16 protein-coding genes and 1 other RNA gene are annotated in these 13,333 nt (G+C 70.5%); 10 read left to right on the top strand and 7 right to left on the bottom strand.

From position 1 onward, the window contains the following. The 4 genes from QR77_RS10070 to QR77_RS10055 all read left to right on the top strand — a co-directional run. Positions 1 to 348, top strand: a 348-nt coding sequence (locus QR77_RS10070; protein WP_040021093.1) for a Nif3-like dinuclear metal center hexameric protein, incomplete at its 5' end; no start/stop codon positions are given. Next, a complete protein-coding gene (locus QR77_RS10065; RefSeq protein ID WP_201778882.1) occupies positions 345 to 1,088 on the top strand; it encodes a C4-type zinc ribbon domain-containing protein in 744 nt (247 codons plus the stop codon). The genes QR77_RS10070 and QR77_RS10065, both read left to right, overlap by 4 nt. A 4-nt stretch (positions 1,089 to 1,092) precedes the next feature. Next, positions 1,093 to 2,313 (top strand): bifunctional RNase H/acid phosphatase, encoded by a 1,221-nt coding sequence (locus QR77_RS10060; RefSeq protein ID WP_040021090.1) that lies wholly within the window; start codon positions 1,093 to 1,095, stop codon positions 2,311 to 2,313. A gap of 84 nt (positions 2,314 to 2,397) precedes the next feature. Beyond that, positions 2,398 to 3,261, top strand: coding sequence for a GNAT family N-acetyltransferase (locus QR77_RS10055; protein WP_040021088.1), 864 nt, complete (start codon positions 2,398 to 2,400; stop codon positions 3,259 to 3,261). Between the two features lie 35 nt (positions 3,262 to 3,296). Here the strand turns inward: QR77_RS10055 and QR77_RS10050 are convergent, their stop codons facing one another. Both QR77_RS10050 and yaaA read right to left on the bottom strand, forming a co-directional pair. Then, on the bottom strand, positions 3,297 to 3,926 hold the full coding sequence (locus QR77_RS10050; RefSeq protein WP_078876586.1) for a bifunctional 4-hydroxy-2-oxoglutarate aldolase/2-dehydro-3-deoxy-phosphogluconate aldolase: 630 nt from the start codon (positions 3,924 to 3,926) through the stop codon (positions 3,297 to 3,299). A gap of 76 nt (positions 3,927 to 4,002) precedes the next feature. After that, on the bottom strand, positions 4,003 to 4,809 hold the full coding sequence (yaaA, locus tag QR77_RS10045) for a peroxide stress protein YaaA (protein WP_040021085.1): 807 nt from the start codon (positions 4,807 to 4,809) through the stop codon (positions 4,003 to 4,005). A gap of 112 nt (positions 4,810 to 4,921) precedes the next feature. Here yaaA and rnpB point away from each other — a divergent pair. After that, an RNA gene (gene rnpB, locus QR77_RS42710) (RNase P RNA component class A) lies at positions 4,922 to 5,323 on the top strand. 166 nt (positions 5,324 to 5,489) lie between these two features. Continuing rightward, on the top strand, positions 5,490 to 6,260 hold the full coding sequence (locus QR77_RS10040; protein ID WP_052488648.1) for a right-handed parallel beta-helix repeat-containing protein: 771 nt from the start codon (positions 5,490 to 5,492) through the stop codon (positions 6,258 to 6,260). Between the two features lie 186 nt (positions 6,261 to 6,446). Here QR77_RS10040 and QR77_RS10035 read toward each other — a convergent pair whose 3' ends face one another. Both QR77_RS10035 and QR77_RS10030 read right to left on the bottom strand, forming a co-directional pair. Then, a complete protein-coding gene (locus tag QR77_RS10035; protein WP_040021082.1) occupies positions 6,447 to 7,361 on the bottom strand; it encodes an endo-beta-N-acetylglucosaminidase H in 915 nt (304 codons plus the stop codon). Between the two features lie 455 nt (positions 7,362 to 7,816). Beyond that, positions 7,817 to 8,671 carry an SDR family NAD(P)-dependent oxidoreductase gene (locus QR77_RS10030; protein ID WP_040021080.1) on the bottom strand — a complete coding sequence of 285 codons (855 nt, stop codon included), beginning with the start codon at positions 8,669 to 8,671 and terminating at the stop codon, positions 7,817 to 7,819. Positions 8,672 to 8,959: 288 nt separating this feature from the next. Between QR77_RS10030 and QR77_RS10025 the strand changes: the two genes are divergently transcribed. Next, positions 8,960 to 9,775, top strand: coding sequence for an SAM-dependent methyltransferase (locus QR77_RS10025; protein ID WP_052488647.1), 816 nt, complete (start codon positions 8,960 to 8,962; stop codon positions 9,773 to 9,775). A 13-nt stretch (positions 9,776 to 9,788) separates the two neighbouring features. On the opposite strand, the gene QR77_RS48465 is transcribed toward QR77_RS10025, so the two are convergent. Next, positions 9,789 to 10,070: a GMC oxidoreductase gene (locus tag QR77_RS48465; RefSeq protein WP_078876585.1), complete on the bottom strand. Its 282-nt coding sequence runs from the start codon at positions 10,068 to 10,070 to the stop codon at positions 9,789 to 9,791. On the opposite strand from QR77_RS48465, the gene QR77_RS46555 reads away from it, so the two are divergent. Next, positions 9,974 to 10,180: a hypothetical protein gene (locus QR77_RS46555; protein ID WP_236711084.1), complete on the top strand. Its 207-nt coding sequence runs from the start codon at positions 9,974 to 9,976 to the stop codon at positions 10,178 to 10,180. The genes QR77_RS48465 and QR77_RS46555 overlap by 97 nt on opposite strands. 204 nt (positions 10,181 to 10,384) lie before the next feature. On the opposite strand, the gene QR77_RS10020 is transcribed toward QR77_RS46555, so the two are convergent. Further along, complete coding sequence (locus tag QR77_RS10020; protein WP_040021077.1) at positions 10,385 to 11,248, bottom strand: NAD(P)H-binding protein; 864 nt, start codon at positions 11,246 to 11,248, stop codon at positions 10,385 to 10,387. 125 nt (positions 11,249 to 11,373) lie between these two features. Between QR77_RS10020 and QR77_RS10015 the strand changes: the two genes are divergently transcribed. Beyond that, complete coding sequence (locus tag QR77_RS10015; protein WP_040021075.1) at positions 11,374 to 11,829, top strand: MarR family winged helix-turn-helix transcriptional regulator; 456 nt, start codon at positions 11,374 to 11,376, stop codon at positions 11,827 to 11,829. Between the two features lie 64 nt (positions 11,830 to 11,893). On the opposite strand, the gene QR77_RS10010 is transcribed toward QR77_RS10015, so the two are convergent. Then, complete coding sequence (locus QR77_RS10010) at positions 11,894 to 12,718, bottom strand: LysR family transcriptional regulator (RefSeq protein WP_052488646.1); 825 nt, start codon at positions 12,716 to 12,718, stop codon at positions 11,894 to 11,896. Between the two features lie 123 nt (positions 12,719 to 12,841). Between QR77_RS10010 and QR77_RS10005 the strand changes: the two genes are divergently transcribed. Beyond that, on the top strand, positions 12,842 to 13,330 hold the full coding sequence (locus tag QR77_RS10005; RefSeq protein WP_040021074.1) for a nuclear transport factor 2 family protein: 489 nt from the start codon (positions 12,842 to 12,844) through the stop codon (positions 13,328 to 13,330). Positions 13,331 to 13,333: the final 3 nt, after the last annotated feature.

The raw sequence follows: 13,333 nt of genomic DNA, 5'->3' as shown, positions 1-13,333 counted from the left end.
CGTACGGTCGCCGTCAGCGGCGGCTCGGGCGACAGCCTCTTCGACGAGGTCAGGGCGGCGGGCGTGGACGCGTTCCTCACCGCCGACCTGCGCCACCACCCGGTCTCCGAAGCCACCCAGTTCTCCGCGCTGGGGCTGATCGACGCCGCACACTGGGCCACCGAGTGGCCCTGGTGCGAGCAGGCGGCCGCCCAGCTCGACGAGATCTCCGACCGCCACGGCTGGGACCTGCGGGTCCATGTCTCGGCGGCGGTCACCGACCCCTGGTCGGCCCACTTCGCCGCCAGCACAGCCCTTCCACCGAGCGCCTCGCGCCCCTCCGCCGATTCCTCAGGAGCCCCCAACTGAACGCCGCGCCCGCCGACCAGATCCGACTTCTCGACGTCCAGGCCCTCGACCTCCGACTGTCGCAGCTCGACCACAAGCGCAACTCCCTTCCCGAGCACGCCGAGATCGAATCCCTCACCAAGGACCTCGCCCAACTGCGCGACCTCCTGGTGGCCTCCACCACCGAGGAGAGCGACACCGCCCGCGAGCAGGTCAAGGCGGAGCAGGACGTCGACCAGGTGCGCCAGCGCGCCGCACGCGACCAGCAGCGGCTGGACTCCGGTGCCGTCACCTCGTCCAAGGACCTGGAGAGCCTCCAGCGCGAGATCGTCTCGCTCGCCAAGCGCCAGGGCGACCTGGAGGACGTCGTCCTCGAAGTCATGGAGCGCCGCGAGTCCGCGCAGGAGCGGGTCAAGGAGCTGACGGAACGTGTCTCCTCCGTCCAGACCAAGGCCGACGACGCCGTCACGCGCCGTGACGCCGCCAACGAGGAGCTGGACGCCGAGGCGGCGACCGTCACCAAGGAGCGCGAGGTCGTCGCCGGCGCCGTCGCAGCCGACCTGCTCAAGCTGTACGAGAAGCTGCGCGTCCAGCACGGCGGGGTGGGCGCGGCGCGCCTGTACCGGCGCAAGTGCGAGGGCTGCCAGCTCGAACTGAACATCACCGAGGTCAACGACGTCAGGGCCGCGTCCGCCGACACCGTCCTGCGGTGCGAGAACTGCCGCCGGATCCTCGTCCGTACCGCCGACTCGGGTCTCTGAGCGGATGACCGAGGCGCCGGCCGGGGCACCCGCGACCTTCGTCGTCGAGGCGGACGGGGGATCGCGCGGCAACCCCGGCCCCGCCGGGTACGGCGCCGTCGTCCGCGACCCGCGTACCGGCGAGACGCTGGTCGAGGCCGCCGAGTTCATCGGTGTCGCCACGAACAACGTCGCCGAGTACCGGGGCCTGATCGCCGGGCTGCGGGCCGCGAAGGAGCTGGACGAGGAAGCCCTGATCCAGGTGCGGACGGACTCCAGGCTGGTCGTCGAGCAGATGTCGGGCCGCTGGCGGATCAAGCACCCGGACATCAAGCCGCTGGCCGCCGAGGCGGCGACGGTCTTCCCGTCCGGGCGGGTGTCGTACGAGTGGGTGCCGCGCGAGCGCAACCAGCACGCCGACCGGTTGGCCAACGAGGCGATGGACGCGGGCCGCAGGGGCGAGCAGTGGGACGCCTCGGCCTCCACGGCCGAGCTGGACAGGCCGGGCTCCCCGGTGTACGGCGTGGTGGGTGGGGCGGTGGACGGTACGGTGACGGGCACGCCCCCGGCCCCGGTGGTCACGCCCGCCGTCGGGTGGGGCGCCGCCGATCTCGGGGCGCCGACGACCTTCGTGCTCCTGCGGCACGGTGAGACGGCCCTGACCCCGGAGAAGCGGTTCTCCGGCAGCGGAGCCGCCTCGGGCGCCGACCCGGAGCTGTCGGCGACCGGCCGGGGCCAGGCCGAGCGTGCTGCGGCGGCGCTGGCCGGGCGCGGAACGGTCCAGGAGATCGTCTCTTCGCCGCTCAGGCGCTGCCGCGAGACCGCCGCGGCCGTGGCCGCCCGGCTCGGGCTCACCGTCCACGTCGAGGACGGCGTGCGCGAGACGGACTTCGGCGCCTGGGAGGGCCTGACCTTCGCCGAGGTCAGGGAGCGGTACGCGGACGACCTGACCGCCTGGCTCGGCTCCGCCGATGTGGCCCCCACGGGCGGCGGCGAGAGCTTCGCCGAGGTCGGTGAACGGGTCGAGGCGGCGCGCGTCCGGCTGCTGGAGCGCTACCGGGGGCGGACCGTGCTGGTCGTCACGCATGTGACCCCGGTGAAGACGCTCGTACAACTGGCGCTGGGCGCCCCACAGCGGTCGCTGTTCCGGATGGAGCTGTCGCCGGCCGCCGTGTCGGAGGTGGCGTACTACGCGGACGGCAACGCGTCGCTGCGGCTCTTCAACGACACCTCGCATCTGCGCTGATCCGCGCGGAGGCCGGGGATCTGCCGGGGCGGGGCGGCGGAAACCGTAGTGCGGCGCGCGCCGAAGCCGGGGCACCATACGGGCATGAGCTGGCAACTGACGGATGACGTCGAGGAATTCCGCCGTGTGGCGGACCGGTATCTGGCGCGGGACGCGGCGCGTAACACGGTGCTGCTGACCGTGACCGAGTCGCTCCGCCAAGGCGGTGGTGGTGGCGTTTCGCAGGGCCCCGCGCTGTTCGGCTGGTGGCGGGAGGCCGAAGGCGCCGAGGTGACCGGCGCGTTCATGCGGACACCGCCGCAGCCGCCGTTCCTCGGCCCGATGAGCGACTCCGTCGCGAAGGAACTGGCCGCTGTTCTCCGGTCAGTTGACGCAGCACCCGAGGTGTCGGGCGTACGCGGTGAAACACCGGCCGCCGAGGCCTTCGCGGATGCGTGGACCGGGGGCGCGGGCAACTGGCGTACGACGGAGGGGATGCGGCTGTTCAGGCTGGGCGAGCTGACCCCGGTGCGACCGGCCCCGGCCGGCCGGGCACGGCTCGCGGTGGCGGCGGACGTGCCGCTCGTCGCCCGCTGGATGATCGCCTTCGACATCGACGTCCACGAGTCGGTGACCCGGGACTACACGGTGGTGGCAGCCCAACGCATCGCCGAGGAGCGGCTGTTGCTCTGGGAGCTGGACGGCGAGCCGGTGTCCATGGCCGGGCGGAGCCTGCTGATAGCCGGCCAGATCCGGGTCGCGCCCGTCTACACGCCCGCGCCCCTGCGCGGACGCGGATACGCGGGGGCGGTGACGGCGGCCGTCAGCCGGAACGCGCTGGACGCGGGCGCCGAACAGGTCCTGCTCTACACGGACACCGCGAATCCCACGAGCAACGCGCTGTACCAGCGGCTGGGTTACCGGCACATCGCCGACTACGCGCTGCTGGACCTCAGCGGCGGCGAATGACCCGCTCCGGCAACTGACCCGCTCAACAAGGCGGTTCAGGCCCGACGGGTCAGATTCAGCGTCGACGCCTCGCGGGCCAGCGACTCCACCCTGTCCCAGTCCTTCGCGGCCAGCGCGTCCGCCGGGAGCATCCACGTACCGCCCACGCAGTGCACGTTCGGCAGTGTGAGGTACGACGCCGCCGACTCGGCCGTGATGCCGCCCGTCGGGCAGAACCGGGCCTGGGGGAGCGGGCTGGAGAGGGACTTGAGGTAGGCCGTGCCGCCCGCCGCCTCCGCCGGGAAGAACTTCATCTCGCTCACCCCGCGCTCCAGCAGCGCCACGACCTCCGACGCCGTCGAGACCCCCGGCAGGAAAGGAATGCCGGACGCCTTCATCGCCGCCAGCAGGGTGTCCGTCCAGCCCGGACTGACCAGGAAGCGCGCGCCGGCCGTCACCGAGTCGTTCACGGCGGTGGGCGTGAGCACCGTGCCGGCGCCGACGACCGCGTCCGGTACGCCGTCGGCTATCGCGCGGATCGCGTCCAGCGCGGCCGGGGTGCGCAGCGTCACCTCGATCGCGGGCAGCCCGCCGGCGACCAGCGCGCGGGCGAGGGGTACGGCGTCGGCGGCGTCGTCGAGCACGACGACAGGGATCACGGGGGCCAGGTCCAGCACGGAGGTCATGGGCCCCATCCTGCCGCGCGCCTCCCGCTCCCCGCAACGCGCGTTGCGCAGTGTGCAACGGAGGATGGTGGCGGCCTCAGTGGATCTGGGTGACCACCACGTCCAGCGCCCACACGCGCCCCGCGCCGGCCGGGGGCGTCGCCTCCACCACGTACCCCAAATCCCGCAGCGCCACCACCAGTTCGGCGGGCGAAGCGGGTGCGGCGCCGGTGGTGAGCAGGTCCCGTACCAGCCGGCCCTTGGTGGCCTTGTTGAAGTGGCTGACCACGGATCGCTTCTCGGCCCCGGTCACCGGGTCGGTCTGGGAGTGCAGGACGCGAACCGTCGCCGTACGGTCCGCCACCTCACCCTTCGGCTTCCACGCCGTCGCGTACGCGGACGAACGGAGGTCCAGCACGAGTCCCGTACCCGCCGCCTCCGGCAGCACGGAAGCCAGCGGCTCGCGCCAATGCCCGCTCAGCGCGCCGAGCCCCGGGAGTTTCACGCCCATCGAGCAGCGGTACGAGGGGATCCGGTCGCTCACCCGCACGGCCCCCCACAGCCCGGAGAAGATCAACAGCGCCTTGGTCGCCCGCCGCCCGGCCGCGCTGTCCAGGGTGGCCAGGTCCAGCGCGTCGTAGAGCACCCCGGTGTAGACCTCCCCGGCCGGACGCGTGCCGGCGGTCCGCAGCTCCACGTTCTTGGCGATCTCACCCCGCAGCCCCTCGCTCAGACCCAGCACGCCCCGGGCCTTCTCCTCGTCGGCGGCGCACAGCTCGACCAGCTCGTCCAGCACGGCGGCCCGCGCCCGGTGGAGACCCGGCAGCGAGAGGGACTCGGGCTTCAGCGGGGCTCCGCGCCCAGAAGAGGCCTTTCCCTCCGACGGCGGCAACAGCACGAGCACGGTGGTTCTCCTCGAAGTACGTACAACAGAACGGGCACGCGGCCCCGCGCCAGCGTAGGTCACCGGGGTCCGCCGCCCCTGCTCCGACGGGTAGCATGAGCGTTACGGCAGACGAGCCGGGCGGACGGCCGCGTCAAGATCTTCGATCTTGCCGAGGAACGTCCGGGCTCCATACGGCAGGGTGGTGGGTAACGCCCACCCGGGGTGACCCGCGGGAAAGTGCCACAGAAAACAGACCGCCGGGGATTTCGGTCCCCGGTAAGGGTGAAACGGTGGTGTAAGAGACCACCAGCGACCGAGGTGACTCGGCCGGCTAGGTAAACCCCACCCGGAGCAAGGTCAAGAGGGGCCACCGAGAGGCGGCCCTGCGCGGACGACTGAGGGCTGCCCGCCCGATGTCCGCGGGTAGACCGCACGAGGCCGGCGGCAACGCCGGTCCTAGATGGATGGCCGTCTCCCCGGCCGCCGCGAGGCGACCGGGCGACAGAACCCGGCGTACAGCCCGACTCGTCTGCCGGCGAAGCCCCTGAGCTGGGAAAAGTCAGGGGCTTCCTTGATGAGGGCGCGACGCTGTCGCGGTCGCCCTCGGCGCCGGCGTACGGCCTGTCCGCCGGACAGTGCCTTGACCGCCTGCCCACGCAACCTGCTGATGACCGGCGTTCCGCCGAGGCGCGCCCCGTGTGGTCGGCCATCTCTGGACGCGGCACATCGACGCCAACTGGCTTTCGGGCAGCAACGGCCTCGTTCAGAACAGCCGGACCGCGGACAGCTACGGTGACGGTTTCAACATCAACAACGGTGGCGTACCGAATCCGGACAAGCTCGGCCGCAACATCACGGTCAGGAACTGCTTCGCCCGGAACACCGGCGACGATTCCTTCGCGACGTACTCGGACGCCGGCGCCACCGGCAAGAGCGCTCAGGTGACCGGTGCGAAGATTCTGAACAACACCGCGATCGCCCCGTGGTGGGCCAACGGCATCCGGGTCGCCGGCGGTCAGAACGTCGAGGTGCGGGACAACCTGGTGAACAGCGTGTCATCGAACAACGCCTTGGAGGTAAGCGTGTTCGGCGACTCGGGGCACCCCCTGGAGTCCGCGACCATCACCGGAAACGTCCTCAACGGCGGTGGCGGCTGGAACGGCCCCCGGCAGGGTGCGCACATCGGCTCTCCAGGCCCCAACTCGCAGTTCCCGACCGCCTTCACGAACGTCACCATGAGCAACAACATCATCCGCGGGTCCCTCAGCACGGGTCTCCTGGTCGACAAGACGCGCATCAACGTAACGCTCACGAACAACACGATCGACCATCCCGCGACGCAGGGAATCCAGATCGCCACGGGAGTGACCGGCACAGGGAAGTTCACCGGTAACACGGTGACGAACCTGCTTCCGGGCCAGGTCGCGCAGCAGAACCTCTCGCCGAACACGTTCAAGATCACCGGCTGAATTCACCTGGCCTCAAGATCGGTTCGGCATGCGGCCGGGCGTGCGCTCCAGTTCGAGGAGCGCGCGCTCGGCCGCGCCGCGTTACGGGGTGGCCCCGGTTGGGGGTGTCGTTTCGAGCGCGTCGCCCGAGCAGGCCGGCCTGATCGGGCGCTCACAAGACCACCTCACGGCACGAGCTCTTCGCCCTTACGGCGTGTAGACGGCGGCGCTGCCGTACAGCTCCTTGGTGAACGCGGAGACATCGGCGCTGCGATCGGCGCCGTCAAGGTTGTACGTCATATAAACGCCGTACCCCTCGCTGACGGTACGGCGGGCGAAGTCGGCAGCCGTGCTCTGCGAGGTCCGGCCGATCTCGACGGCCGCCGGCGACAGCTTCGACTTGGGCAGTGCGATGCCGGGGACCTGCCAGGAGCCGTAGTACGGGTTCCAGGCGTAGTCGAACTTGGACGAGACGTCCACGCCGCCGTAGGAGAGCCGCGACGCGGCCGGGCCGATGTTGTAGAGGCTGATGATCTTGTCAGGCATGTTCGCGCGCAGCGCCGTCGCCAGGTACACGAACGAGCTGTCGTTGGGCTGGCCGGTGCCGTTGTTGCCGTAGTCGGCGTACTCGTCGTCGAAGTCGATGCCGTCGAGGCCGTACTTGGCCACAGTGTCCGACATCTGTTTCGCGAACGCCGAAGCCGCTTGCTGAGTGGGGAAGTTGGCGAAGCCCGCGCCCTCGTGGTTGCCGAGCACCGAGAGGACGACCTTGATGCCCTTCTGCTGCAACGGCCGTATCTGCGTGGCGGCGTTGTCGAGGACGCGCTGCACGTTCTCGTTGAAGTACAGATATGCCGCCTTCGTGCCCGTGTCGTAGTTGATGTTCGCCGCGAAGATCACGGCGACGTCGAAGGCGTTGCCGCCACTGGCGAGTGTGTATTTACCGACGTTGAGCATGCTGTTGTTGTTCACCTCGACGTACGCCACCGAGGTCGGACCCTGTTTCGCGGGAGCGGAGGCCGCCGCCGCGCCGGTCGTGGAGGTCGTGCCGAAAGCGAGGGCCGCGACGGCCGAGAGCGCGAGTGCGGCGGTCCGCACTCTGCTCCGTACCAGAGTGAACATCGTTGATCGGTCTCCCATCGCATGGGGCGGCGCCCGACCTGTTCGAAAGCGCCGAGTGAGCCCTCCGAGCTTTGTGCTTCCGTAACCGAATTCTGAGAAGTTCGCGCGAACTCTCACGATTCCCACACGCGCCCCGCCGCAACTCGGGCCCCTGGCGCCCTCGTAGTGGGTTCGAGGATCGCGACGCACTCCACGTGGTGGGTCATCGAAATGGTGTCACACACAACGAAACCAACGAATTTCCCTCGTCGGATCCCCAAGCAGGCTCGGAGTGGCGTGGCGTTACATCTTCGAGCGTCGAACGGACCGGAACGCCTGCCTGATGGCACCCACCCGTCCGAGTCGCGCGGCACCAGGCGCTCGGAGCGCGGGACGGGTGCGGGTCATCGAGTACAGCGCCGCCGCCCTCGCCCTGGCCCCTGTCGTGGCCGCCTGACGCCCCACCCGCCCGGGGCTCAGTCGAAGTCGACCGAGCGGCCGGTCTCCGCCCAGCGGGCGTCGTCCTCCATGAGGGTGCGCATCGAGTCCCTGATGCTGTCGACCGCGTACTTGCCCAGCGGCAGATGCGGCGGAGGCTCGTCCATCTCCGTGATCTCCAGCAGCGGCCGGCCGACCTTCGCCGGGTCGATGGGCTCCTGGCCCGTGGTCGACCGCAGCCGCTTGATCAGCGCGCCGACGGTGGGCTCGTACTCCGGGCGCAGCGGCCCCGCGTTCGTCGAGGAACCCGCCCAGTCGGTGCGCATCCCGCCCGGCTCGATCAGGGTGACCTTGATGCCGAGCGGCGAGACCTCCTGGTTCAGTACGCCGGAGAAGCCCTCGACGGCGAACTTCGCCGCCTGGTAGGCGCCCAGGCCCGGCGCGGTGGCCCGGCCGCCGGACGAGGTGACCTGGATGAAGTGCCCGCTGTTCTGGGCGCGGAAGAACGGCAGCGCCGCCTTGGTGACATGGACGGTGCCGAAGAACCCGGCCTCCACCTGGGCGCGGAAGTCGTCGAGTTCCAGATCCTCGACCGGGATCATGTTGGCGTAGCCGGCGTTGTTGACGACGACGTCGATCCGCCCGAAGCGGTCGACGGTCTCCTGTACGGCCCGCGCCGCCCACGCGGCGTCGGTGACATCGAGCGCGAGCGGCAGGACCGCGTCGCCGTACTTCTCCGCGAGGTCGCGGAGCGAATCGGTGTTACGGGCCGTGGCGGCGACCTTGCGCCCGGCGGCGAGGGCCTCCTCGGCGACGGCGCGGCCGAGCCCGCGTGAACTGCCCGTGATGAACCAGACCTGGTCGGACCTGGCGTGCTCCTTCGATTCCTGGATATGTGGAGGTGTTCGCGGGGGGCGCTCGCGGGCGGCGCTTGCGGAGGGCGTCCAGGAGGCCTTCCTCCGTGCACTCCAACGTAACGCATCTCCATTGCGTTATGTGGTGCGATGCGTCGCGGTCGGGTACGCCCTCGAACGGGTATGTCGCACGGTGGCGAGGGCTCGGCGGGCTATGTTTTGGTGTATGTGCGCCCGCGTCGCACGCGGGTTGATCGACCCGGCGCCGGCATGGCGCCGCCGGGCGGGAGAGCGGGATCACGGGATCAGTGAAGGGAGCGAGCGGCCTTGAATCCAGGGACAGTTGGACAGGATCCGTTCGATACGGGGGTGGCTCACTCGGCCCGCGTGTACGACTACATCCTGGGCGGCCGGACGAACTACGCGGCGGACCGGGAGGCCGGGGACGCCATGTGCCGGGAGTGGGCGGCGCTGCCGGTGCACATGCGGGCCAACCGCCGTTTCATGGAGCGCGCTTCGCACTATCTGGCGGCGGAGGCGGGAATCCGGCAGTTCCTCGACATCGGCAGCGGCCTGCCGACCTCGCCCAACCTCCATCAGGTGGTGCAGGAGGTCGCCGCCGACTCGAGGATCGTCTACATCGACAACGATCCGATCGTCCTCGCCCACGCCCGCAATCTTCTGACCAGCACCTCCCAGGGGCGCACCGCCTACGTCGACGCCGACATGCACAATCCGAACCGGATTCTCACCACCGCCCAGTTCCAGGGACTCCTCGATCTGCAGGAACCCGTCGGCCTGCTGATCATCGGCATACTGCACTTCATCCTCGACACCGACGACGCGCACGGCCTGGTCCAGCACCTGCTGGATCCGCTCCCCACGGGAAGCTACCTGGCGATGACCATCGGCACCGCCGACTTCGCGCCTCAGGAAGTCGCCCGCGTCGCCGCCGAGTACAAGCGCCAGGGCATGCCCATGCAACTGCGCACCTACGACGAGGCGCTGACCTTCTTCGACGGCCTGAAACTCGTCGAACCCGGGCTCACCCAGGTCCACCGCTGGCGACCGAACCCCGGCCAGGAGGCCGTCGAGGACCGCGCCATCGCGATGTACGGAGCTGTCGCCCGCAAGACCTCCTGACAGGGCCCCGGGTTCAGAGGAGGTCACTGGCCCGTTCGGCGATGGCGAGGACGGTGGCGTTCGTGTTCCCGGAGATCGGGGTCGGCATGACGGAGGCGTCGGCGACGCGCAGCCCGCTGACCCCTCGTACGCGCAGCCGCGGGTTCGTTCGCCGCCGACGACTGGCGGCTCGATGCCTACGAGCCGAAGCTCGCCGAGATCCGGCGGGGGCAGCGCGAGGGGTACATCGATCCGGGCTGGTCGCCGGTGCACCTGGTCGTACTGCTCGCCGGAATCGCGAAGTCCATGGAGGCACCCGTCGCGTTCGCGCGAGGTCTCGCCCTGCGGACGGGCACCGCCGATCTTGTCGCCGACAGGCGGGCGGCCGCGGTCAAGGCCGCCGAGCAACTGATCCGACCCGCCTGACGTCGGGCCGCCGGGCGGGGTGGTTCACCTCGCCCGTTTCACGTGCTCGACGTACGCCGGGGCGTCGCCGCCGGCTGTGTTCCGGAACGACAGCAACGACGGGGCCTCCTCGGTCCATGGTTCACACGCGGACGGTGCCCCGAACGTCGCCAAGCCATCGGCTGCCTCCGCAAACGAATAGATCCGCCGCGGTCGCCCCTCGGCTCAGACGGCCTCGGGCACTCGGAACGCTTCGGCGTGACGCGCGCACCAGTCCGCGAAGGTCCGTGGCTTGCGTCCGAGCAGTCGCTCGACGGTGTCCGTCCGGAACCCGACGGTGTCGGCGCGCATGAGGTTGAAGCCCTCGGTGACGGCGTCGGCGAGGGCCTGAGGTGCGCCGTTGGGGAAGCGGAACCGCACCGCCTCGGCAGGTGTGGTCACTTCCCGGACCTCGATGTCGCGGCCGGTCGTCTCGGAGATGACCCGGACCTGCTCGGTGACGGTGAATGTCTCGTCGCCGGTGAGGACGTACTCCTTGCCCTGGTGGCCGGCCTCGGTGAGTACGAGGGCGGCGACCGCGCCGATGTCCGCGGGGTCGATCGGCGCGTAGCGGCCCGGTCCGACCGGGTCGAGGACGTGGTTCGACTCGCGGATGGTGGGCAGCCAGTCGAAGGCGTTGGTCATGAAACCGCCGGGCCGAAGGAATGTGGCGGGTATGCCGGAGGCGCGGATGATCTCCTCGCGTTCGTGATGCCAGCGGGCCATGGCGGGCAGCGGGTCGAGGGTGACGTGGAGGGAGGACAGGTGCACGATGTGGTGCACCCCGGCGGCCTCGGCTGCGGCGACGGCGGCGGTGGTCTGGTCGGTGCCGATGCCCTGGGTGAGCAGGAAGAGTTCGTCGACGCCGTCGAAGGCCGGCGTCAGGGTCGAGGGTTCCCCCAGGTCGCCGACGGCGCGCTCGGCGCGGTCGGGCAGTCCGGCCGCGCGGGCGGGGTCGCGGACGAGGAGACGCGACGCCGCGCCCCTCGCGTCGAGTTCGCGCGTGAGTTCACGGCCGATGTTCCCGGTGGCTCCGGTGACCAGTATCATCGTGGCTCCCTAAAGTCGTTTGCCGTCTAACGAGTTGTTGAGAACGTTAGCCGGTGAATGATTAGCCGTCAATCGACTTGTCCGCGGCTCCGGCAGCCGCCTCCGTACGTCACCGAAAGGCCTCGATGTCTGAGTTCCTGGACCTCCACGGCAGAACGTCGAAGGTCCTCCGAGCCCTGGCCGACGCGGCCATGCGACGCCATGGGCTGCACGTCGGACAGAACTACCTGCTCGCGGTGTTGTGGGAGCAGGACGGCAGGACGCCGGGCGAGGCCGCTGCCGCCCTGAACGTCACGACGCCCACCGTCGTCAAGATGGCCGACCGGATGACCACGGCCGGGCTGCTGACCCGTCGCCGTGACGACCGGGACAACCGCCTCGTCCGGCTCTGGCTCACCGACGCGGGGCGTGCGCTGCGGAAACCGGTCGAAGCGGAGCGCCGGTTGATCGAGGAGAAGGTCACCGCGGATCTCACCGAAGCCGAACGCGAAACCCTCCTGAACGCCCTGGCGAAGGTCAGCCGGGCGGCGAGCGAGCTGCTGAGCGAACCCATCGACTACGGCGACTCCGCCGCCACCTGACACTCCCACGCCCCCGGCGGTTCAGGGCTGTTGAAGCCGCACGCGACGCAGGCGGGAGCCGGCGCTACGAAGCGCGCGGCCGCGAGGCCGATGTCCGCCGCGCCTCCGCGGTGCGGGCCGCGTGGACGAAGGCGGTGACCGCCGGGCGGGAGGCCGCTGCCGTCCAGGCCAGGGCCAGGCGGGTGGGCGGCAGGTCCGAGACCGGTACGGCGGCCACATCGGGCGAGATCCGTGCGGCGGCACCGGAGCCCACGACGGTGACCAGCCGGCCGAGTACGACCCGGTCGATGATCTCGTCCAGCCCGAGCGGCGGGCACTCCAGCGCGAAGTTCGGGTCCCGGCCGAGGTCGGCGACCGTCACCGAGGGGCGTCCGGCCAGCGGGTGGCCGCGCGGCACCAGGGCGAACGGCGTCTCCTCCGTCAGATCGGCGGTCACCAGCCCGGTCAGGTCGTCGGTGCCGAGGCACAGCAGCGCGATGTCGGCCCGCCCGTCCCTGAGGGCGGCCGGACGGTCGAAGGTGAAGAAGACGTCGTGGGCACCGACCTCGCTGGAGTGGATCAGATCGGCGACCAGCCCGGACGCGGTGCCGGGGCGTACGGCCATCACCAGCCGACCGGGCTGCTGCGCGCGCCGGGCCCGTCGTACCGCCGCTTCGAGGGACTCCAGCAGCGCGCGGCTGTCGGCCAGGAACACGGCCCCGGCCTCGGTGAGCGCCACGCGGCGGCTGGTGCGCTCCAGCAGGCGCACCCCCATCCGGCGCTCCAGGCGGCTGATCGCGCGCGACAGCGGGGGCTGGGCGATGCCCAGGCGTTCCGCCGCTCTTCCGAAGTGCAGTTCCTCGGCGACCGCGATGAAGTAGTCGAGCTCACGGGTCTCCAGACGATCCATACCTCCAGGGTATCCACCGTTGCCGGAACACTCATGGCTCCCGCCCGCCCCAGGTGGTCAACTCGGATCAAGGAAGCCGAGAAGCCGAAGAAACCGAAGCACCGAAGGGAACGCGTGAGCACCATGAGCGACGAGCGCAAGATCCAAGAGGTCCTGGCGCGTTACGTCCGCGCCACCGACGGGCGCGACGGGAAGGCGCAGGGCGCGCTGTTCACCGACGACGCGACCGTTCAGATCTCCGCCAGAACCGGCCCCGGTACCTACGAGCCCGTCGGCGAGCCGCTCATCGGCGGCGCGGGCGTGGAGTACGCGGTCGACCACTTCATGGCGCCGCACCCCGAGGGCGGCACCAGCCACCACACCACGTCGGACCACCTCATCGAGGTCGACGGCGACCAGGCGCATCTGAACGCCCAGTTCGTGGTCTTCGAGGTACGCGCCACCGCCCGCCCGGCCGGTGGCTGGCCCGAGGGCACCGCCGGGGCACAGGGCACCGTCCGCCCCATCGAGTCCGGCTACTACGACACCGACCTGCGCCGCGTGGACGGGGAGTGGAAGATCGTCCGGCACCGCGTCCTGATGGACATGCCGATGGCGATTCCGGGGGCCTGAGCG

The sequence above is a fragment of the Streptomyces sp. 150FB genome, from assembly GCF_000818195.1.
In the GTDB taxonomy this organism is placed as follows: domain Bacteria; phylum Actinomycetota; class Actinomycetes; order Streptomycetales; family Streptomycetaceae; genus Streptomyces.
This window is presented reverse-complemented; position numbering and strand designations above follow the sequence as displayed.

Excerpts from the sequence above, each read along its gene's own strand:
- QR77_RS10060 (WP_040021090.1), top strand. The coding sequence starts at position 1,093 with ATGACCGAGGCGCCGGCCGGGGCACCCGCGACCTTCGTCGTCGAGGCG.
- QR77_RS10055 (WP_040021088.1), top strand. The coding sequence starts at position 2,398 with ATGAGCTGGCAACTGACGGATGACGTCGAGGAATTCCGCCGTGTGGCG.
- QR77_RS10050 (WP_078876586.1), bottom strand. The coding sequence starts at position 3,926 with ATGACCTCCGTGCTGGACCTGGCCCCCGTGATCCCTGTCGTCGTGCTC.
- QR77_RS10035 (WP_040021082.1), bottom strand. The coding sequence starts at position 7,361 with ATGTTCACTCTGGTACGGAGCAGAGTGCGGACCGCCGCACTCGCGCTC.
- QR77_RS10020 (WP_040021077.1), bottom strand. The coding sequence starts at position 11,248 with ATGATACTGGTCACCGGAGCCACCGGGAACATCGGCCGTGAACTCACG.
- QR77_RS10015 (WP_040021075.1), top strand. The coding sequence starts at position 11,374 with ATGTCTGAGTTCCTGGACCTCCACGGCAGAACGTCGAAGGTCCTCCGA.
- QR77_RS10010 (WP_052488646.1), bottom strand. The coding sequence starts at position 12,718 with ATGGATCGTCTGGAGACCCGTGAGCTCGACTACTTCATCGCGGTCGCC.
- QR77_RS10005 (WP_040021074.1), top strand. The coding sequence starts at position 12,842 with ATGAGCGACGAGCGCAAGATCCAAGAGGTCCTGGCGCGTTACGTCCGC.